General features: G+C 62.3%; 19 protein-coding genes. 10 read left to right on the top strand and 9 right to left on the bottom strand.

What is annotated here, in order from left to right; all coding sequences use genetic code 11:
- Positions 1 to 24: 24 nt before the first annotated feature.
- A complete protein-coding gene (locus KJQ96_RS26805) occupies positions 25 to 564 on the bottom strand; it encodes a cupin domain-containing protein (RefSeq protein WP_213289395.1) in 540 nt (179 codons plus the stop codon).
- A gap of 157 nt (positions 565 to 721) precedes the next feature.
- A complete protein-coding gene (locus tag KJQ96_RS26800; RefSeq protein WP_213245814.1) occupies positions 722 to 1,009 on the bottom strand; it encodes an usg protein in 288 nt (95 codons plus the stop codon).
- 382 nt (positions 1,010 to 1,391) lie between these two features.
- Here KJQ96_RS26800 and KJQ96_RS26795 point away from each other — a divergent pair, with 382 nt between their 5' ends.
- From KJQ96_RS26795 to KJQ96_RS26775, 5 genes are all read left to right on the top strand, one after another.
- The gene (locus KJQ96_RS26795) at positions 1,392 to 1,706 is read left to right on the top strand and encodes a co-chaperone GroES (protein WP_057843921.1); all 315 of its coding nucleotides are present in this window, start codon (positions 1,392 to 1,394) and stop codon (positions 1,704 to 1,706) included.
- Between the two features lie 90 nt (positions 1,707 to 1,796).
- A complete protein-coding gene (gene groL, locus KJQ96_RS26790; RefSeq protein WP_028349897.1) occupies positions 1,797 to 3,437 on the top strand; it encodes a chaperonin GroEL in 1,641 nt (546 codons plus the stop codon).
- A gap of 388 nt (positions 3,438 to 3,825) precedes the next feature.
- The gene (locus KJQ96_RS26785; RefSeq protein ID WP_249734569.1) at positions 3,826 to 4,278 is read left to right on the top strand and encodes a phasin; all 453 of its coding nucleotides are present in this window, start codon (positions 3,826 to 3,828) and stop codon (positions 4,276 to 4,278) included.
- Between the two features lie 222 nt (positions 4,279 to 4,500).
- Positions 4,501 to 4,704, top strand: coding sequence for a hypothetical protein (locus KJQ96_RS26780; RefSeq protein WP_375293204.1), 204 nt, complete (start codon positions 4,501 to 4,503; stop codon positions 4,702 to 4,704).
- A 21-nt stretch (positions 4,705 to 4,725) separates the two neighbouring features.
- Positions 4,726 to 4,923: a hypothetical protein gene (locus KJQ96_RS26775; protein ID WP_213289393.1), complete on the top strand. Its 198-nt coding sequence runs from the start codon at positions 4,726 to 4,728 to the stop codon at positions 4,921 to 4,923.
- Between the two features lie 90 nt (positions 4,924 to 5,013).
- On the opposite strand, the gene KJQ96_RS26770 is transcribed toward KJQ96_RS26775, so the two are convergent.
- The 3 genes from KJQ96_RS26770 to KJQ96_RS26760 all read right to left on the bottom strand — a co-directional run bounded on the left by KJQ96_RS26770 (position 5,014) and on the right by KJQ96_RS26760 (position 9,212).
- Positions 5,014 to 5,751 carry a Crp/Fnr family transcriptional regulator gene (locus tag KJQ96_RS26770; protein ID WP_249734567.1) on the bottom strand — a complete coding sequence of 246 codons (738 nt, stop codon included), beginning with the start codon at positions 5,749 to 5,751 and terminating at the stop codon, positions 5,014 to 5,016.
- Between the two features lie 1,316 nt (positions 5,752 to 7,067).
- On the bottom strand, positions 7,068 to 8,222 hold the full coding sequence (locus KJQ96_RS26765; protein WP_213289391.1) for a DUF2778 domain-containing protein: 1,155 nt from the start codon (positions 8,220 to 8,222) through the stop codon (positions 7,068 to 7,070).
- A 294-nt stretch (positions 8,223 to 8,516) separates the two neighbouring features.
- Positions 8,517 to 9,212, bottom strand: a complete 696-nt coding sequence (locus KJQ96_RS26760) for a DUF899 family protein (RefSeq protein WP_213289390.1) — start codon at positions 9,210 to 9,212, stop codon at positions 8,517 to 8,519.
- A 295-nt stretch (positions 9,213 to 9,507) separates the two neighbouring features.
- Between KJQ96_RS26760 and KJQ96_RS26755 the strand changes: the two genes are divergently transcribed.
- Together KJQ96_RS26755 and KJQ96_RS26750 are read left to right on the top strand one after the other, a co-directional pair.
- Positions 9,508 to 10,029, top strand: coding sequence for a FecR domain-containing protein (locus tag KJQ96_RS26755; protein ID WP_213289389.1), 522 nt, complete (start codon positions 9,508 to 9,510; stop codon positions 10,027 to 10,029).
- 11 nt (positions 10,030 to 10,040) lie between these two features.
- On the top strand, positions 10,041 to 11,936 hold the full coding sequence (locus tag KJQ96_RS26750; RefSeq protein WP_213289388.1) for a CHASE2 domain-containing protein: 1,896 nt from the start codon (positions 10,041 to 10,043) through the stop codon (positions 11,934 to 11,936).
- Positions 11,937 to 11,950: 14 nt separating this feature from the next.
- On the opposite strand, the gene KJQ96_RS26745 is transcribed toward KJQ96_RS26750, so the two are convergent.
- The 3 genes from KJQ96_RS26745 to KJQ96_RS26735 form a co-directional block, all read right to left on the bottom strand.
- Positions 11,951 to 13,450 (bottom strand): glycosyltransferase family 39 protein, encoded by a 1,500-nt coding sequence (locus KJQ96_RS26745; protein ID WP_213289387.1) that lies wholly within the window; start codon positions 13,448 to 13,450, stop codon positions 11,951 to 11,953.
- Between the two features lie 7 nt (positions 13,451 to 13,457).
- Positions 13,458 to 14,588: a glycosyltransferase family 2 protein gene (locus KJQ96_RS26740; RefSeq protein ID WP_213289386.1), complete on the bottom strand. Its 1,131-nt coding sequence runs from the start codon at positions 14,586 to 14,588 to the stop codon at positions 13,458 to 13,460.
- A gap of 246 nt (positions 14,589 to 14,834) precedes the next feature.
- Positions 14,835 to 15,035, bottom strand: a complete 201-nt coding sequence (locus KJQ96_RS26735) for a hypothetical protein (protein WP_213289385.1) — start codon at positions 15,033 to 15,035, stop codon at positions 14,835 to 14,837.
- A 216-nt stretch (positions 15,036 to 15,251) separates the two neighbouring features.
- Between KJQ96_RS26735 and KJQ96_RS42125 the strand changes: the two genes are divergently transcribed.
- Together KJQ96_RS42125 and KJQ96_RS26725 are read left to right on the top strand one after the other, a co-directional pair.
- Positions 15,252 to 15,863 (top strand): phasin family protein, encoded by a 612-nt coding sequence (locus KJQ96_RS42125; RefSeq protein ID WP_213289384.1) that lies wholly within the window; start codon positions 15,252 to 15,254, stop codon positions 15,861 to 15,863.
- A gap of 268 nt (positions 15,864 to 16,131) precedes the next feature.
- Positions 16,132 to 16,956: a DUF72 domain-containing protein gene (locus tag KJQ96_RS26725; protein ID WP_213289383.1), complete on the top strand. Its 825-nt coding sequence runs from the start codon at positions 16,132 to 16,134 to the stop codon at positions 16,954 to 16,956.
- An 8-nt stretch (positions 16,957 to 16,964) separates the two neighbouring features.
- On the opposite strand, the gene KJQ96_RS26720 is transcribed toward KJQ96_RS26725, so the two are convergent.
- The gene (locus KJQ96_RS26720; RefSeq protein ID WP_213289382.1) at positions 16,965 to 17,936 is read right to left on the bottom strand and encodes a tripartite tricarboxylate transporter substrate binding protein; all 972 of its coding nucleotides are present in this window, start codon (positions 17,934 to 17,936) and stop codon (positions 16,965 to 16,967) included.
- Positions 17,937 to 18,079: 143 nt separating this feature from the next.
- On the opposite strand from KJQ96_RS26720, the gene KJQ96_RS26715 reads away from it, so the two are divergent.
- Positions 18,080 to 18,544, top strand: coding sequence for a DUF488 family protein (locus KJQ96_RS26715; protein ID WP_057843701.1), 465 nt, complete (start codon positions 18,080 to 18,082; stop codon positions 18,542 to 18,544).
- Positions 18,545 to 18,632: the final 88 nt, after the last annotated feature.

The following is an 18,632-nucleotide window of genomic DNA, read 5'->3' as shown; positions in this document are numbered from 1 at the left end:
CCCCGGAACGACGTGCATGCCGCGCTACCCCGCCAATTCCACCGTCTTGAACTCCGCCGGTAGGATCACCTCCAGCAACTCGACATCATCGGAATAATCCATGATCAGATGCTTGATGCGGGGCGGCTGGGTCCAGGCGCTGCCTTCCTTCATCAGCGTCTCGCCCTGCCCCTCCATGTAGGTCTTCACCCAACCCTTGAGCACATAGACCATCTGGAAGTCGACATCGTGGTAATGCAGTTTTGAAACTTCCGCCGGGTTGCACGGGCCGATGAGACGGATGACATGCGCCTGCGCCAGGCCGTGGGTGGCGTCGGCAATCCCGAGGTCGCGGTACTTTGCGTAAGTGCGCAGGCCATCGGCCTTGAAATCTTCCTCGCGGTGATGACTGATGGCGACGCGCTGTTTCGGTCGAGCTTTCTTGGTCGCCTTGGCTTTCGATACGCGTCCCTTGGATCTGAGGGTTTTGCGTGCCGGGGATTTGGCTGATGTCTTGTGGCCCGACCATTTCTTTTTCACCGCGGGCTGTGCCGCAGGCCGTGATGCCGCCTTCTGCTTGGCCATGTGTGCCTCCCTTGTTGTTATGGCAGGAGGCTAACACGAATTCAGTTTCGTAGGGTGGGCAAAGGCGCGTTTGCGCCGTGCCCACCATCTATCCAAGCCGCTGGCTTCCAATGGTGGGCACGGCGCAAGCGCCTTTGCCCACCCTACAGCATCTCAATCAATGCAGCCTGAACACACCGTCGACTGCACGGAGCTCCGTCGGCTTGATCAGCCTGGAATGCGCCACCGTCACGGAATACAGCGGGCCATCAAGCTTTTCCTGCCAGAACGCGAGGAAGTCCTTCAGCGCGGGGAATTTCGGAAACAGATCGTAATTCTGCCAGACATAGGTCTGCAGCAATGAGGGGTGATCCGGCATCCGATACAGAATTTGCGCCGTCGTCAGCCCGTAACCCAGCACCTGCTTCCGGAAGTCGTCGGAAGCAACTCCAACCCGCGAGACCATGCCAAACCTCCATTGCTGGAAGCGCATTTCGCGTGGTGGCCACACACCGAGCCACCCCGGCGGAGATGCGCTCACATGAGCGAAATGTGACGCACGATACCAACCCATCACAAGCCTAAATGTTTAATGAATTGTTGAAAATTCACGCGTTAGCAGCAGCTTACCGCACGTGCTAATACGGGCTGCGAAGGCTTCCCCGCCGCATTAATCATGCCGAAACAATATTGGCAGGCGACATATTTGAGTGCCAATTTTTCCGCTAAAAGCCCTTGTCCCCCGAAGAATACTGGCCTAAATCAGCCGCAGTCGGATTAGCACTCGCTGGTCCGGACTGCCAAAATTCAACAATTCTACAACATTTCCAGACGTTTAGGAGGACTGCATGAACTTCCGTCCGCTTCACGACCGCGTCGTCGTCAAACGCATCGACGCCGAAGAGAAGACCGCTGGCGGCATCATCATTCCGGACAGTGCCAAGGAAAAGCCCTCCCAGGGCGAGGTCGTCGCCGTCGGCCCGGGTGGCCGCGACGAAGCCGGCAAGCTGATCCCGATCGACCTCAAGGTCGGCGACCGCGTGCTGTTCGGCAAATGGTCGGGCACCGAGGTCAAGATCGACGGCCAGGAACTCCTGATCATGAAGGAGTCCGACATCATGGGCGTGCTCGACGCCACCTCGGCCAAGAAGAAGGCCGCCTAAGACATCGCCTGCCACGCTCACCCTGAGGAGCGCCCGCAAGGCGCCTCCCCGACAGGGTGAGAAACAAAGACCAACTCAGGGAAACCAAATATGTCAGCCAAAGAAGTCAAATTCGGCGTCGACGCCCGCGACCGCATGCTGCGCGGCGTCGACATCCTCAACAACGCCGTCAAGGTGACGCTCGGCCCGAAGGGCCGCAACGTCGTGCTCGACAAGTCGTTCGGCGCTCCCCGCATCACCAAGGACGGCGTCACCGTCGCCAAGGAGATCGAGCTCGACGACAAGTTCGAGAACATGGGCGCGCAGATGGTGCGCGAAGTCGCCTCCAAGTCCGCTGACGCGGCCGGCGACGGCACCACCACCGCGACCGTGCTCGCGGCTGCGATCGTCCGTGAAGGCGCCAAGTCGGTTGCCGCCGGCATGAACCCGATGGATCTGAAGCGCGGTATCGACCTGGCGGTGGAAGCCGTGGTCGCCGACCTCGTCAAGAACTCCAAGAAGGTGACGTCGAACGAGGAAATCGCCCAGGTCGGCACCATCTCCGCCAACGGCGACGCCGAAATCGGCAAGTTCCTGGCTGACGCCATGAAGAAGGTCGGCAACGAGGGCGTGATCACGGTTGAGGAAGCCAAGTCGCTCGAGACCGAACTCGACGTCGTCGAAGGCATGCAGTTCGACCGCGGCTACATCTCGCCCTATTTCGTCACCAACGCCGACAAGATGCGCGTTGAAATGGACGATGCCTACATCCTGATCAACGAGAAGAAGCTCTCCTCGCTGAACGAGCTGCTGCCGCTGCTCGAAGCCGTGGTGCAGACCGGCAAGCCGCTGGTCATCGTGGCCGAAGACGTCGAAGGCGAAGCCCTCGCCACGCTCGTCGTCAACCGCCTGCGTGGCGGTCTGAAGGTCGCGGCCGTCAAGGCTCCGGGCTTCGGCGATCGCCGCAAGGCCATGCTGCAGGACATCGCGGTGCTGACCGGTGGTCAGGCGATCTCGGAAGACCTCGGCATCAAGCTCGAGAACGTCACGCTGCAGATGCTCGGCCGCGCCAAGAAGGTGATGATCGACAAGGAAAACACCACGATCGTCAACGGCGCCGGCAAGAAGGCCGACATCGAGGCGCGCGTGCAGCAGATCAAGGCGCAGATCGAGGAAACGACCTCGGACTACGACCGTGAGAAGCTGCAGGAGCGTCTGGCCAAGCTCGCAGGCGGCGTAGCCGTGATCCGCGTCGGCGGCGCGACCGAAGTCGAGGTGAAGGAGCGCAAGGATCGCGTGGATGACGCGATGCATGCGACCCGTGCGGCGGTTGAAGAAGGCATCGTGCCGGGCGGCGGCGTTGCCCTGCTCCGCGCCACCGAGCAGCTCAAGCGCCTCAAGACCCAGAACGACGACCAGAAGACCGGCGTCGAGATCGTGCGCAAGGCGCTGTCCGCGCCGGCCCGCCAGATCGCGATCAACGCCGGTGAAGACGGCTCCGTCATCGTCGGCAAGATCCTCGAGAAGGAGCAGTACTCCTACGGCTTCGACTCGCAGAACGGCGAATACGGCAATCTGGTCTCCAAGGGCATCATCGACCCGACCAAGGTGGTCCGTGCGGCGATCCAGAACGCGGCTTCCGTCGCGGCTCTCCTGATCACCACCGAAGCCATGATCGCCGAGCTGCCGAAGAAGAACGCCGGCGGCCCCGCAATGCCCCCGGGCGGCGGCATGGGCGGCATGGACTTCTGATCCAGCCACCCAAGGCATTCCAAGAATGCAAAACCCCGGCAGAAATGCCGGGGTTTTTTGTTTGGGCGGATCCGACCGCAACGGCGCGGTGTCTCTGCAACGTCACGCTGGAGCAAAACCTTCCCGCTGCTTGAGATATCCCGGTTATGCACAGCGCTGTGTAAATAAACCAGCGTATGCGTTGACAACTTCAAAAAAACTTTTCGCGAGAGTCGCAAACCGAACCGACAGTCCCGCTCTCCTCAAGCAAAGTTGTATCGGTTCGGGGCTAAATCAAAGCTCATCCAAATCTGGTCCAACCACGGAGCGTGAGCTCTCGTGACGCGAGCGTGCGTCGCGAGGATCGCTTTCGCTCGCGAAGGAGTAATGCTCTGTGAGTGAAAGCGAAATGAAAGCCACACTAAACGGAACCAATGTCTTCGGCATGCCGTTGCCGGACTTCTCGAAGATCGGCTGGCCCGGCGTAAGCGGCGAGCTTGCCGAGCAGGGTTTCGCCCGCGCACGGGAAAACTACGAGAAGATCAAGGCCGCGTCGGCGGAGATGACGGAAGCGGTGCGCGAGACCTATTCGAGCAACGCCAAAGGCGCGACCGACTACGGGCTCAAGGTGTTCGAAATCTCCAACGCCAATGCCGCCGCTGCGCTCGACTTCTTCGCCCATCTCGTCGGCAGCAAGTCGCCCAGTGATGTCTTGACCTTGTCCGCGGCGCAAGCGCGCAAGACGTTCGACACTGCTTCTGACCAGAACAGGGAATTGTGGGTGCTTGCCCAGAAGCTTGCAACGGAAACGGGTGAGCCGATCAGGAAGCACTTCACCAAAGTTCTCCATCAAACCGGCTAAAAAGACCGGCGCTCCATCACATCCAGGATTACGTCAAGGAGGGATCCGGCCGGTTGGAACAAGCCTAAGCGATGAGCATGTGGCCCCACTACCCCGATGCTCGATCAGACGCGGTGCGCGATGCCCCCCAAGTAACCCGCACCGACAAGAGGCGCATTTCCAACCGGCCGGTACTTTTTTCAAACGAAAGCCAATCTCAAGGGAGGCGATATGGGAATGGTCATGGTCAAATGTCCGCGAACCGGACATGCGATTCCCACCGGCATCAAGACTGATCGCGAGAGCTTTAGCCGCAGCGCAGTGTTTTTCGCGCGGACCCGTTGCGTGATCTGCCACACCGATCACGCCTGGTTTGCCCGTGAAGCCTGGGTCGACGAGCCGAGCATCCGTGTGCGGCATCGAAGCGCACCGACACAGATCGCGTGATGATCGCGATGGAGGGACGCCATGGCGCACATGCAAGTCTCAACCGAAACCTCCACCTGGCTGCTACAGGCAAAGGACATCCTTGACGAGGCACGACGGCTGAAGCCGGGCCCTGAGCGCGATGAGCTGCGCCAGACAGCGAAGGTGTTGCGCGAAATTGCGAAGCTCGAGGCGACATCCGAGTTAGCGCTCGAACGTGATTGGCGGCAGAGAACCTGATCTGGCGGAGAATCCACCCTTCGATGTGCGTTCCGGAATGCCGCAGCAGCAAGTCGCGACGCGGAAGGTCGAGCGGTCGCTGAAACGCGCTCAGATGGCTCCGCCCGATTTAATTCCCGGAATCCGCGGATCTTCGGGCAGAACCCCCGCGCGAGATCGGGCCGAATGGAGCGCGAACATCTCCTCGACTTCGAGATGCATGACGTTGTGGCATTCGCATGCGACCGCCGCGAGCCGCGCCGGATCGATCTCTATCATGCCTCGTCGATCGGACCTGATCGCGCCACGGGCTCGCAGCTTGCGCATCAGCAGTGTTACTGTCGTGCGTCGTACACCGACTATTTGCGATAGCGCCTGCTGGGTGAGCGGGAGCACATCATGGTCGACGCGGTCGCGAAGCTGGAGCAACCAGCGAGCCATGCGCGCCTCGACCGGGTGAAGCGCATTGCAGGCCGAGCCGAGCTGAAGCTGCATCAGCATCGCCCTGACGTGAATCTGGACCGCGTACCGGATCGCGGGGCTCCGGTTGAAAGCGGCGTGAAATCGCGATGCGGGGATCCGAAAGGCGGTGCCCGCCGCACGAACGACCGCGGTCATATCTGAAGGTGACGGCCCGAGCACCGAAAGCATGCCTACTGCCCCCTCACGCCCGACTGCGGCGGTAGCGACCGTGTGTCCGTCCGCCATGTCGATCATCAGCGAGATGGCGCCGCTATGAGGGAAGTAGACGTACTCGATTGCGTCACCCGCCCGCGAAAGGACCGCGTCCTGATTGAGCGCGATTCTCTCAAGCTCGGGCTCCAGCAGATCGAAGTCCGACGCCGGCAATGCTGCAAGAAGGCGATTTCCCAATCCGCGGCGAGATGTCACTGCGGAAAACCCTTGGTGGGGCGTCCGCAACCATCTCCGTCTGGAGCGTCGCGGAACGGGAAATTCAACATAAGTTTGAAAATGCCTTCTTTACGCATACTCACTCAAACGTGCTCTCGCTCAAAAAACTCCAAACGCTCCGGCGCGAGGCAGACTGCTCGCGGTGTCTCAAAGACTTAGATGCAAATGGGCCGTCAGACGCAACCGCAAAATGCGCATGGGTAACACCGTAAGCTTACGGGACTGTGTGGTTCCATTCCGGCCCACGGCAAGTCGCGGTCAAAGAGACTGTTCCATTTTTGAAACTGCCGATCCGTGCGCTCAGGCTGTCCTAAAGAATGCAAAACCGGAAGGCGACGCCTACCGTACATCGGCATGCCTCCGGCCCTTTATTGCACATCGTAGAATGACGGAGAGAACTGCGACAAATCCACTTGTCGGCAAATCAATTCTGATTTTCCGAAATAGTGTCAAGCCCGGGAATCAAAAATATTCCGCTTAACTTGTCACGCAAATCAGATGCATAACTCCGCCCGTCTCACCCCTTGAGGGGCGCTCGCGATCGTCACGAACGTGCGGTGAGATGCGATGGACGCTGATGGCGCGCTAGACGTACGCGCGGGAAGCGTACGGCGAAGTCGTGTGGTTCGGGCGCCGCGGTGCTGGCGTTAAGTCCTTAAGAAGCGAAGCTTCTCGGGGGCGACGGAGGCAAAAGAGCCGTTCTCCGGGAAGAGTACGAAGTAAGCCGTAAAGCCATTGCGCAGGGAAGGCCGGGATGCTCCCGCTGTACCTGTATGCTCGTGTGCGTGTTCTTGATGCGCAATTGCACACGAGACCGCGGGTGCAGCCAGCACCCGGTCTTCCCTGCGCCCTCTAATTTCCAAGAGGGCCAAATGAAGAGCAAACCTCGGGCGCAATGCGTCGCGATATCGCGAATGCGTGTTTGCTGTTTGAAAATTGAATCATGCGGCCCGTCGTCCTGGACAAGCGAGCGTTGCAAGCGCGATCTCAGATGTGCAATTGCACATCGGGAGACCCATACGCCGCGGCGGATGGTGTCTTGCCGCGATGGTCGACGACTTTCCTTCGACGATCAGCAGCGGTGGTTATGGTCCCTGCGCAGAGTGCGCGATTGCGCACGGAGGCAGGGACGACGAGTGGTGTGTGCGTCGCTATGACGTGGTCAGGCCACGGCGTGTTGGATGGCGCGAGCCAGGAATGATCTCGGCGGGCCGTTTGACATCGGATCTACGTTGAGGTCGCCGCAGCGTCGCCTACGGAAGCTTCGCGAGCACGGCGAGACGCCTAATGCCCTTATTCCGATAAGCGTCGAGGAAGGCGTAGTAGTCCTTGAACGATACGCAGCCATTGGACTGGCCGCTCGGCCCGAGCATGTAGGTGTGCGCGAGCAGCCCGTCGCGGCCGAAGATTTTTTCTTCGCCGCCGATCGGCGTCAGCCGCAGTGCCGGTACGCCATGAAACAGCGCCTCGCGCGGCTTCATTTCGTAGATGTGCGGCGGCGTCACGCCTTGCATCCGGACATGCGAATAGCGCACGTCGTCCATCTTCGAGCCGAGGCCCGAATGCGCTTCAAGCTGCGTGCCGTCGGGCAGATACACCGTCTTCGCCGAAATGATGTAGACCGCGGTCTGACGGTCATAGGGCGGCGAGCCGCCCATCATCGGGTTCTGGCTTCGTGTATCGATGATGCTGCCGGTGACGTTGGCGTCGGCCGATGCGAAAGCGAGCAGCGAGTTCGACGGCTGCTTGCCCCACAGCTTCTCGACCATGGCCTGCTTGTCGTTGGAAGCAATCGACATCACGGCGGCCTTGGCGCGCTGCGCCATGTCGCGAACGGTGGAGCCGGATGCCTTCGCGGTCTTGGCCTCGGTCTCTGCTGGGGCCGGCGCGGGAGCGTTCAAGGCGAGTTTAGTAGCAGGGGCGGAAATCTTCGGCTTTGCCGCTTCCACGGGCTTCGGAGGTTGAACGGCTTTCGGCGCCTCGGCCGGCGGGGAAGCTTCCGCCAGCCTCGTCGGTTCGACGGGCTTAAATTCGGCCGCTCTCGAGGGCGCGCCTTGCGCGGCGGCGGCTGCAAACCTTTCGTTGAACATCAGCGAACTCGCGACGTTCTCCGGGGCGGGCATCACCAGCGGGCGTTGCTCCAGCGATGCGAAGATCTCGTTGAAGGCCGGCCGCACGGCATGCGCTGCGACGATGTTAGGGTTGTTGACGGCGGACGCCTCGAAGCCGGCGTTGTTCACGGATGGATAGATGTTGGCGCCGAGCACGTTGGTGTAGACGGTCCAGGCGCAGCCCAGCACGAGGCCCGCGATCGCGACACCGCCGAGAAAATATTGGGGAATGCCTTTGCGGGAGGATTTCCCGCGGCTGCGGGCCGCAGGACCGAACGCACGCGTACGCTTACTCATTCACATTCACACAACGCCCAGAACAACCATTCCACCAAGCCCCCCTTTGATGCCGCGTCCGGATATGTCCCAGGCAGCATCTCGCAGAGGCACAGAGCGTCATTAAGGCGACTTTTAGTTAAATCCGGCTTAAACGCGGGCGGATGTAAGGCGAGCTCAAATCCATGGAACTATTGGAGAAATTTCCCTGCAATGATGCGGGCGTTGGTCCCAATCAGGGACACCCGGCGTGACGTAACCGCCGGGTGTCCCATAACGGGCCAAGTTCGGCCTCAATCCTTGACGGCAGCCTGGCTAATAGCTCAGCCTCGGATACCAGTCCTTGCCACGCCCTTCGGGCGTGGTGTCGAGGATGGTCCACAGCGGATCGAAGTCGGGCGCGCCGCGCGGGTCCTGTCCGGGATCGGCGGTCGATGGTCCCATCTCGCCGGACCAGAAATGGCGGATGCTGCCGTCACGCCGGGTGAACACGGTGTAGCCGGGCACATCGGCATCCGCCGCGCTGACGTAGTCGCGCGTGTAATCGCCCGACGCATCCGAATAGATCCTGTGCCGTGTCCAGCCGCGCGCCTTCTTCGCCTCGATCAATCGCGCGATCGGCGAGCGCGCCACGAACACGAAGCCGATGCGCTGTTCGACGTCGGGCAGCTTGCCTTCCCAGGTGCTCATGAAGGACGTGCACATCGGGCATGGCTGCTCGCGCTGCGGGCCGAACATGTAGCTGTAGATCACGAGCGTCTGCTTCTCGCCGAACAGGTCCGACAAGGTCGCCTTGCCGCCCTCGCCTTCGAATTGATAGGTTTTCGTCACCGCGCCGCCCGGCGGCAACGCCCGGCGCAATTCGGCGATCCGTTCGATGTGGCGGCGCAGTTCAATCTCTTCGGCCAGCAGTTGGTCGCGGGCCCGGCGATATTCGGCGCTCTCGTTGGGAAAACGCACGCTGTTTCCGCAGGTGAGGTCGGCGGCGGGTTTCAGTGCGGTATTGGACATGGCAACACCTCGGTTGTGGTCGAGTGGTTACAAGACGTTTCGCGCCTCGTCGGTCCGACACCTGCGCAACGGAAATTTCGACGTTCCAGCCGCCGTTTCGGTCCACTTTCGAGCCGTTTCCGTGCTGATTTACCGGATCTTTTTGCTGAACTGCCGGATCGGAAGACTTCGCCGAACCTTACCCGGCGAAGGCCGACATACTATCGTCTATTGGCTTTGCATTGGATCGCGGCGCTTGATACGGTACCGTATCGCCCTACTCCTCTGTTTCGCCGCACCCCAAGAGGGAGCCGCCATGACAATGCTGGCACGCGCCGGATCGATCGCCTTCGCAGGCATGCTGCTGTTCGCCGGACCGGCGGCGGCGCAGCCGGCAAAATCAGGCTGCACGTCCGCATCGACGACCCAGGGAACGCAAACGCTGCATTGCCAGAACGCGATCACGATCGTGGCCGAAAGCGGTGCGAAGTTCGAACTCAGGGATCGCAACCGCGATGGCCAGGTCGATTCCGTCGAACTCAGTAACAAGGCCCTGCTGCTCGAAGTACCGAAGAAGCCGGGCCGCGTCAGGTTCGAGGTGATGACGCCGCAAGCGATTGCCGCGGTGCGCGGTACCAAATGGACGGTGGATGCCGAAGGTGCAAAGACATCGGTCTTCGTCGTCGATGGCCGCGTGCGCGTGGCGCGGCCCGCCGGCCGCGGCAGCGTCGTACTCGGCGCCGGTGATGGCGTCGATGTCGAGCCGTCGGGCGAGTTGATCATCAAGCGCTGGCCGCCTCCGCGCGTTGCGGCCCTGATGGCAAGATTGGGACAATAGAAGCCGAGCGGATGAGCTGTCGACGCCTTCATATTCTGGCTGTGTTGCTTTGCACCGGATTGTGGGCAGGCGCGATATGGCTCGGCCATTCGGCCGGTCATTTGCGGTTTCTCGACCGGCTCGAGTCGGCATTGACCGACGTGCGCACGCTGGTGCGCGGCGTGAAGGCACCGCCGGACCTCGTCACGATCGTTGCGATCGACGACACCCTCGTCAAACTCGTCGGCACCTATCCCCTGCCGCGCGCAGAGATAGCCAAGATCGTCGAGGCGATCGCGCGGCTGGAGCCGAAAGTCATCGCGATCGATCTCCTGCTGATCGACAAGGGACCGGCCGACGGCGATGCGGCGCTCGCGAAATCGCTCGCGGCGAGTCGGACCGTGCTTGCAGCGGCTGCGGTATTTTCGAACACCGTTCAGCCTTCCGCGGAGAACGATGGTCCACTGGCCGGCCTGCCAAAGGCCAGCCGCTTCCTGCTGCCGCTGCCGGCATTCGCCGACCGCGCGGAAGTCGGTATCGCCAATGTTGCAACGGGCCAGACCGGCACGCCGCTCTCGGTCCCGATGCTGTTCCGGACGCGCGACAAGATCGAGTTGTCGTTTCCGCTCCGTGTCGCCTCAATCGCGATCGACCAACCGCTGACGATCGAGCCCGACCGCCTCAGGTTCGGCGATCGGCCGATCCCGACCGCCTCCCACTATGCGCTGCCGATTTCCTATTACGGCCCACGCCAGACCATTCGCACGATCAGCGCCGCCAATCTGGTCGACGGCCAGATCGACAAGGAAGCGATTCAGGGCCGCATCGTCGTGCTCGGCGCGACCGCGACCGGCGCCGGCGACTTCTTTCCCACGCCGTTCGATTCACTGATGCCTGGGGTGGAAATCATTTCCACTGCGATTACGCATCTGGTCGCAGGGGATGGCCTCGTGCGCAACCAAACGGTTCGCATCGCCGGGGCGATCACGGCGATCCTGCTCCCGATGTTGCTGGTCGGTTTGCTGGTGTGGCGGCGAAACCCGATCGGTCTCATGGCGGTCAGCGCGGTCGTGCTGGCATGGGCGACCGCGAACACGATTGCTTTCGCGCACGGCATCTGGCTCGATGCCGCGACGACTGTTGCGGCAGCAGCGCCGCCGCTCATGCTGTTCGGCACGGTCCAGCTATGGTCTGGCCGGCGCAGCGCCCAGCATCTCGCCGTACAAAACAGGCTGCTCGAACAATTCCAGACGCCGGGCCTGCAGGAATGGCTGACACGCGATCCTGACTTCCTGCTGGCGCCGGTCCGGCAGAATGCCGCGGTCGTGTTCGTCGATCTCTCTGGATTTACCTCGCTCAGCGAAACGCTCGATCCGGATGCCACACGGGGGCTATTGAAGGAATTTCACGCGCTGGTCGATAAGGAAGCGACGCGATGCGGCGGCATGATCACGAGTTTTCTCGGCGACGGGGCCATGATCCTGTTCGGCCTGCCGAAGCCGGCTGACGATGACGCTACGCGAGCGGCACAATGTTCGATTGCGCTCTGTGTGAAGACCGAACGCTGGATTGAAGCATTGCCGCCGGCAATCGCGCATCGGATCGGCTTCAAGATCGGCGCGCATTTCGGGCCGATCGTCGCCTCCCGGCTCGGTGGCCGCAACCATCAGCACATCACCGCAGCCGGCGACACCGTCAACGTCGCGAGCCGTCTGATGGAAGTGGCGGCCCGCCACGATGTCCGGCTGGCGCTCAGCGACACGTTGCGCACCGCGGCCAAACGCAACGGCGCGCGGCTGAAAACCGGCAGCCTTGCCGGCCCCGTCGAAGCGCAGATTCGCGGCCGATCAGGCTCGCTCGCGGTCTGGCTGTGGCGGAGCGAACGTCCCACGCTGGACCAACGCACGCATCGCGACGCCGCCGAGTGACTGGCCCACGCGTCCTATCGCAATTCCGGCGGCGGCGTGCGGTCGAATATGTCGCCCTTCGGACTCTGCATGAGATGGAGCGCATAGGTCTCGATCACGAGCGGGCCGCGCTTGCGCTCGACCTCCCCGATCTTGTCAACGCGGGCGAACCGGTCCGTCAATGGAGCGTCATCCCGGAAGACCTCGCGGACGTAGAGCAACGGACCGGCGAGTTCCACCGCGTCGGGCTCGCCCATGTTGACCCAGCGGATGCGCTGGCCGTGCTGCGCCACGCAGGTGCCCTTCGGCAGATGGAAGGCGAGCCAGCCGGTGGTGCCGTAGTCAGAGGCCAGCACGCATGTCGCTCCCGTTCGCACCCGCGCCGCCTCAATCGCATCGGCCGTCTCGCGCCAGCCGACGCCGATGCTGCGCACGGTGGCATCGCGGCGATAGCCTGACAGCACGCCGCTGTTGGCCTGTACGACCAGCAGCACGAACATCAGGACGCCGGCCGGCACAGCCCAGCGCCGGCAGAAATCGGCCAGGCGCTGCCAGCGCGGCTCCCACTCGACCAGATGGGCGGCGACGGCGGCGGCGATAGCAGACGCCGGGTAAACCGGCGCAAACCAGTTCGCCTCGACGCGCGCATGCAGCGAATGCCAGACGAAATAGGCGACGATGATCCAGAACGTCACGTTGACCAGCGCGCGCGCCGGCAGCGCGCCAGCGCGTCGACGAAATAGCGCGTAAAGCCCCATCGCGCCGAGCACCCACACCAGCGGCGTCGCGAACGCGATCTGCGTCGGGATCAGTTCGGCGATGAAGACGGGCCGAAAATCCTCAATCCGCGCCCGCCCCATCTGCTTGATGAAAGACACCCAGTCGTGCTCGGCGTTCCACAGAATGACCGGCGCGAATAGCGCCAGCGCAACGAGCCCGCCGAGATAAAGCCAGGGCGAGACCAGCCAGTGCCGCAGTTTGGGAACCGCGATCAGCCAGATCAGGATGGCGGGTCCGAAGAACAGTGCGGTGTATTTCGACAGCAGCGCGCAGCCGGCCGCTGCGCCGACCGCCAGCCACCACACGCCGCGGCCGGTCTGCAGCACCTTGGCGAGCGCAAACAGCAGGAGACTGGACGCCACCAGGAGCGGCGCGTCCGGTGTCACGATCATAGTGCCGACGGCGGCCATCAGCGTGATGTTCAAAAGGATTGCCGACGAGGCCGCCACGCGCCGACTGCCAAACAGGATGGCGCCGGCCTGGTAGATCGCCCAGCTCATCGGCAGCGCCAGCAGGATCGAGACCAGCCGCACGCCTAATTCGGTATCGCCTGCGATCAGGGTGCCGAGCCGGATCACCACGGCGACCATCGGCGGATGATCGTAATAGCCGCCGGCAAGATGCTTCGACCACATCCAGTAATAGGCTTCGTCGAAGGTGATCGGCGTGAACGCGGCAGCGATCAGGCGTAGCGCGATCAGCGCCAGGATCGTCAGACCCGTGTTGAGGGCAACCCGCGCCTCGTTCGAGGTCATCTTCCGATCATCGCCTGCGCCAGACGAACAGACCGGACATGGCGTAATTCCAGACCACGCCCATCAGCGCGCCGGCAAGCCCCGCGAGCCACCAGATCGGCTCCTGCTCGAAGATCGAGAACGCCACCCCGACATTGGCAAGCAGGCCGACGCCGCACACCAGATAAAACAGCAGCAGGCCGCGCAGGATCGCAAATCCCTTCAGCCGCTGGTCGCGATAGGTGAGGAAATTGTTCAGAATGAAATTGCTGGTCATCGCGACCAGCGCACCAATGGCCTGCGCCTCAGCAAACCGGGCATTGAAGATTTCGTGCGCGATGAACAGCGCCACGAGATGTACGACAATGCCCGTGCCCCCGACCATCGCGAACAACAGGAAACGCAGTGACACCACGTCATGCGTCAGCTTGGCCAGCACCAGCCCGAGGAAATCCAGCGCCACCATGGAATCGAGCTTGCTCTCGCCATGCTGGCGCGAGCCGAAGGCATAGGGGATTTCGACGACGCGCAGCTTGCCCTGCGCGGAGGCGACGATATCGAGCAGGATCTTGAAACCCTGGGTCGAGAGCTGCGGCGCCAGTTGTTCGAAACGATCGCGGCGAATCATGAAGAAGCCGCTCATGGGATCGGCGATCTCAACCTTCAGCGTGCGCTTGGCAACCTCGGTCGCAAGCTGACTTGCGCCTGCCCGCTGCTTGTTGAAGCTGTCGGCGCTGCCGCCCTCGATATAGCGGCTGCCGACCACCAGTTCCGCCTCGCCGCTCCGCAGCAGCGCAACCATCTTAGGCAGTTGCGCTTCGTCGTGCTGCAGGTCGGCGTCGATCACCGCAGCATAGTGCGCACTCGATGCCAGGATACCCTCGATGCAGGCACCCGACAGTCCGCGTCGCCCGATCCGGCGGATGCAGCGGACGCGGGAATCCTTCCGCGCCAGCCCCCGCACCACTTCCCAGGTTCCGTCGGGGGAATTGTCGTCGACAAAGACGACTTCCCAGGCGATGCCGGCCAGCGTCGCCTCCAGCCGCCGGTACAGCACCGTCACGTTGTCGCGTTCGTTGAATGTCGGGACGACGACCGAAAGCTCGGGCAAACCGGCCTGCGACGGGGTTTCGGGGCCCGGTTTGATGGCTTCATTCATGGCAGCCAGCGTATATCCGCAGCCGCCTCACATGCCAAGGGTTCCGGAACAGCCACTCAATCGGGGAAAGACGGGCTTGAGGAAGAGCCAAAAATGCCAACGACCACGAACAGCGGGCGCGCGTACATCCGGCGCAGCCAAACTATTCATGGTCGTTCCAGCGCCGGAGCCTTGAAGCGTCAACGTCGCCGTTGGATTTAACATGGGAACACCGCCGGCGTTCCGCAAGGGGCGATCCGCCTCTCCCTAATTCGGCACTTCCCGAATCACCGGCCCACGCGGCGCTGGCGCAGGAACCGGCTGTACCTGCACCGGCGTTGGTTGCTGGATGCTGGCCGGTTTGGCGGGCTTTCCATATTGGCCGATCGGCCCGTAGGCTACGGCGACCACCATCACGATCGAGGCGACGATGGCTCCCAAAAGACCGGCGAATGACTGCGAATTCATACTCTACGTTCCCCTACGCCTGACCGGGAACTGATATCATGGAAAAAGCGCGTGGAGGAATAGTCCCTGCGTCGACCATTGAGAAAACCGGCCATCGACTCCACCTTTCAAAATCTGACCACGCGAGTGCCGCGCAACTGACAAGCAAGAACCGCGATTAGATCGCAAACATGGCGGAGTCTCGACCTTTGACTTGACAGGGAATAGGGGAAGCAGATGTCGAATACAGATCAGGGCAAGCCGACCGGGAAATCCGGACGGCGCAACCGGAAGGGAGAGCGGGGCAAAAAGGCCGTTCCCCAAGAGAAGCCGACGGTGAGCCCAACAGCGAGCCCGGCACCGGTTGAATTGCAAAGCCCAGATCAGGATCCGCCGCTGCAGCCGGAGCCGGCTCACGCGGAAAGCCCGAAGGTCGATCAGCCGGCCGTCGAGGAGCCAGCCGTCGTCGCATCGCCGGAGCCACAGCCGACCGCGGCGCCCTCGCCGGCGGAGCCCGCGCCAGCCGAGGCCGCATCGATCCCATCCGCGCCAGTCCAACCCGCGGCGGAGCCTGCGCCGGTCAGCCTGCAGACCATCGCGAACGCCTATCGCGATTACACAAGGAAATCGCTCGAGGATTTCGGGTCCTTTGTCGAACAGCTCAGCGGCGTTCGCTCGCTCGACAAGGCGATGACGGTTCAAAGCGAATTTGTGAAGCGGGCTTATGAGACGTCAGTGGCCGAGTCGCAGAAGATCTGCGAACTCCACACCAAACTCGCCAAGCAGACCCTCGAGCAACCCTTCAAGGGACTGACGGGTACTACGCGGGCGCCGCACGGCAAGTCCTGAGGTTCACGTGGTCCGGCGCAAATGGGTGGAAGCAAAAGGCTCCGGTTTTCCGAGGCTTTTTTTCAGCGGACCACGCTATGAGCCGGTGCCTGCCGGCCTGGCCCCACTTGATTGTTCGCCGCAGAAAAATCTGCATCCAACTCTACGGCCGTCACAGCCCGCTATCTCTGGTTTCCGAGAGCTTGTCGTCCGCTGCGACAAACTGGCCAATCACGGCCGGTTTGGCTAACATCGCTCGGAGCCCTCCCGCTTTCCGAAGAGTCTTCCAGTGAGCAAGCCCTCCAAGTCGACCGCAACCAGCAGCGGCAGCATCTATATCGGCATCGGCGGCTGGACCTTCGAGCCGTGGCGCGGTGTGTTCTATCCGGAGAAGCTGGCGCAGGCGAAAGAGCTGTCCTACGCTGCCTCGAAGCTGACTTCGATCGAGATCAACGGCACCTATTACGGTTCGCAGAAGCCGGAGAGTTTCCGCAAATGGGCGCGTGAAGTGCCCGACGGCTTCGTGTTCTCGTTGAAGGGACCACGCTTCGCGACCAACCGTCGCGTGCTGGCCGAAGCCGGAGACTCCATAAAGCGCTTCTACGATTCCGGCGTGATGGAGCTTGGCGACCGGCTCGGCCCGGTGCTCTGGCAATTCGCGCCGACAAAAAAATTCGATGGGGCCGATTTCGGCAAATTCCTCGAACTGCTTCCGCGCAAACTCGACGGTCGCGGGCTGCGCCACGTGGTCGAGGTGCGGCATGACAGTTTCTGCGTGCCGGAGTTCATCGCATTGCTGCGACAATTCGAGACGCCGGTCGTATTCGCCGAGCACGGCAAATATCCAGCGATCGCCGACGTCGTCAGCGATTTCGTCTATGCGCGGCTGCAGAAGGGCAATGACGAGCTCAAGACCTGCTATCCGCCGAAGCAGCTCGACGCCTGGGCCAAGCGCTTTCAGGCCTGGGCCGCCGGCGGCGAGCCCGACGACCTGCCGCGTGTCGACAAAGCCAAGCCGAACAAGATGCCGCGCGACGTGTTCGCGTATGTGATCCACGAAGGCAAGGTGCGTGCGCCTGCGGGTGCGATGGAGCTGATCGAGCGCGTCAAATAATCAAACGCTCAGTCGAGCTTGATGCCGGCCTCGCGGATCAGTTTCGTCCAGGTGTCGTATTCGGACGCGACGAACGCATCGAGCTTGTCGTCAGGCAAATCCCACGGCTCGCCGCCGCTCTTCTCGAAGCGCTCCTTGAGTTCGGGCAGCGAGGCACGGATTTCCCGGCGCAGTTTGGCGATGACGTCCGGCGGCGTCTTTGCCGGCGCGAAAATGCCGAGCCAGGAATCGACGTCGAGGCCGGGCACGCCAGCCTCAGACATGGTCGGCACATCAGGGGCCAGCGGGCTGCGCTTCGAGGACAGCACCGCAATGCCCCGCGCCTGCCCGGACTGCACGTAAGGCAGCCCGGCGGCGATTGAGTCGAAGAACAGGTCGATGCGGCCGGCCAGCAGATCGGTGAAGGCCGGCGGAGACCCCTTATAGGGCACCTCCAGGAATTTGACGCCCGCAGCCTTCATGAAGGCAGCCGCTACCAGTTGCTGACCAGTGCCGACGCCTGCCGTCGCGACCGAGATCGAGCCCGGGTTCGCTTTTGCGGCAGCCACGATGTCCTGCAATTTGCCGTGCGGCAAATCTTTGCGGCCGACCATGACGTAGCCGAATCTGTAGACCAGCGCGACCGGTACGAAATCCTTGCGCGGATCATAGCCGAGCTTGGAATACAGCGCCGAATTGAATGCCATGTTGGAGAGCCCGCCGACCACCAGTGTGTAGCCGTCCGGCTCACTCTGGCTTGCGGCCTGCGTGCCGACGACGGTGCCGGCGCCGGGCTTGTTCTCGACCACGAAGGCCTGCCCCATCCGCTTCGACAGCGCATCCGCCGCATGCCGCCCGACCAGATCGTAACTGCCGCCGGGCCCGATCGGGACGATGATCTTCACCGGACGATCGGGATAGCTTGTCTGTGCGTGCGCTGAGGCAATGCCACAAACGACAAGCGCGAGCAGCCCTGCCAGCGTCCGGCAAAATCGGTTCATCGTGTCCCCCCTGCATCCGGCCTTCGACCGGCTCTTTGCAGGGACTATGCGACATGCCGCGCCCGGCGGCAACGCGGCATATGGAAATCATCCGCGCCCGATCCTAGCTTTCCCGATGACAGATCAACGCACCGGATATCGACATGGCCCGCAAGACCAAACGCCTCTTCACCATCGGCTACGAGCAAACGCCGGCGAAGGCTGTGCTCGACGAGTTGGAAGCGTCGGGCGTCAAGCTCTTGGTGGACGTCCGCGCCGTTGCTTCCTCGCGGCGGCCGGGCTTCTCCAAAACTCAGCTCGCGGCCGGCCTCGACGAGCGCGGCATTTCCTATCTGCACCTGAAGGGCCTGGGAACGCCGAAGGAGGGCCGCGAGGCGGCGCGCAGCGGCAAGTTCGATCTCCTTCACAGGATCTATTCCAAGCACCTGAAGACCGCTCAGGCCAAGGAGGAGCTCGACGAGCTTTCGGCGCTGGTGAAGCAATCGGGACCCGTCTGCATTCTCTGCTATGAGCGCGACCATTCTCATTGTCACCGCCAATGGATTGCCGAGATCATCGAGGATCGCGACGGCGTGAAGGTGGAAAATCTGGTCGCGCCTCAGGTTTAGGGCCTCTCCGTCATTCCGGGATGGTGCGTCAGCACCAGACCTCAGATGCGCAATTGCGCATCGGGGAATCTCGAGATTCTCAGGTGCG

The sequence above is a fragment of the Bradyrhizobium sp. sGM-13 genome (assembly GCF_018398875.1).
In the GTDB taxonomy this organism is placed as follows: domain Bacteria; phylum Pseudomonadota; class Alphaproteobacteria; order Rhizobiales; family Xanthobacteraceae; genus Bradyrhizobium.
This window is presented reverse-complemented; position numbering and strand designations above follow the sequence as displayed.

What these genes read in the sequence shown, in the direction of transcription:
- KJQ96_RS26805 (WP_213289395.1), bottom strand. Translation starts at nt 564, where the DNA reads ATGGCCAAGCAGAAGGCGGCATCACGGCCTGCGGCACAGCCCGCGGTG.
- KJQ96_RS26800 (WP_213245814.1), bottom strand. Translation starts at nt 1,009, where the DNA reads ATGGTCTCGCGGGTTGGAGTTGCTTCCGACGACTTCCGGAAGCAGGTG.
- KJQ96_RS26795 (WP_057843921.1), top strand. Translation starts at nt 1,392, where the DNA reads ATGAACTTCCGTCCGCTTCACGACCGCGTCGTCGTCAAACGCATCGAC.
- groL (WP_028349897.1), top strand. Translation starts at nt 1,797, where the DNA reads ATGTCAGCCAAAGAAGTCAAATTCGGCGTCGACGCCCGCGACCGCATG.
- KJQ96_RS26785 (WP_249734569.1), top strand. Translation starts at nt 3,826, where the DNA reads ATGAAAGCCACACTAAACGGAACCAATGTCTTCGGCATGCCGTTGCCG.
- KJQ96_RS26780 (WP_375293204.1), top strand. Translation starts at nt 4,501, where the DNA reads ATGGTCAAATGTCCGCGAACCGGACATGCGATTCCCACCGGCATCAAG.
- KJQ96_RS26775 (WP_213289393.1), top strand. Translation starts at nt 4,726, where the DNA reads ATGGCGCACATGCAAGTCTCAACCGAAACCTCCACCTGGCTGCTACAG.
- KJQ96_RS26765 (WP_213289391.1), bottom strand. Translation starts at nt 8,222, where the DNA reads ATGAGTAAGCGTACGCGTGCGTTCGGTCCTGCGGCCCGCAGCCGCGGG.
- KJQ96_RS26760 (WP_213289390.1), bottom strand. Translation starts at nt 9,212, where the DNA reads ATGTCCAATACCGCACTGAAACCCGCCGCCGACCTCACCTGCGGAAAC.
- KJQ96_RS26755 (WP_213289389.1), top strand. Translation starts at nt 9,508, where the DNA reads ATGACAATGCTGGCACGCGCCGGATCGATCGCCTTCGCAGGCATGCTG.
- KJQ96_RS26750 (WP_213289388.1), top strand. Translation starts at nt 10,041, where the DNA reads ATGAGCTGTCGACGCCTTCATATTCTGGCTGTGTTGCTTTGCACCGGA.
- KJQ96_RS26745 (WP_213289387.1), bottom strand. Translation starts at nt 13,450, where the DNA reads ATGACCTCGAACGAGGCGCGGGTTGCCCTCAACACGGGTCTGACGATC.
- KJQ96_RS26740 (WP_213289386.1), bottom strand. Translation starts at nt 14,588, where the DNA reads ATGAATGAAGCCATCAAACCGGGCCCCGAAACCCCGTCGCAGGCCGGT.
- KJQ96_RS26735 (WP_213289385.1), bottom strand. Translation starts at nt 15,035, where the DNA reads ATGAATTCGCAGTCATTCGCCGGTCTTTTGGGAGCCATCGTCGCCTCG.
- KJQ96_RS42125 (WP_213289384.1), top strand. Translation starts at nt 15,252, where the DNA reads ATGTCGAATACAGATCAGGGCAAGCCGACCGGGAAATCCGGACGGCGC.
- KJQ96_RS26720 (WP_213289382.1), bottom strand. Translation starts at nt 17,936, where the DNA reads ATGAACCGATTTTGCCGGACGCTGGCAGGGCTGCTCGCGCTTGTCGTT.
- KJQ96_RS26715 (WP_057843701.1), top strand. Translation starts at nt 18,080, where the DNA reads ATGGCCCGCAAGACCAAACGCCTCTTCACCATCGGCTACGAGCAAACG.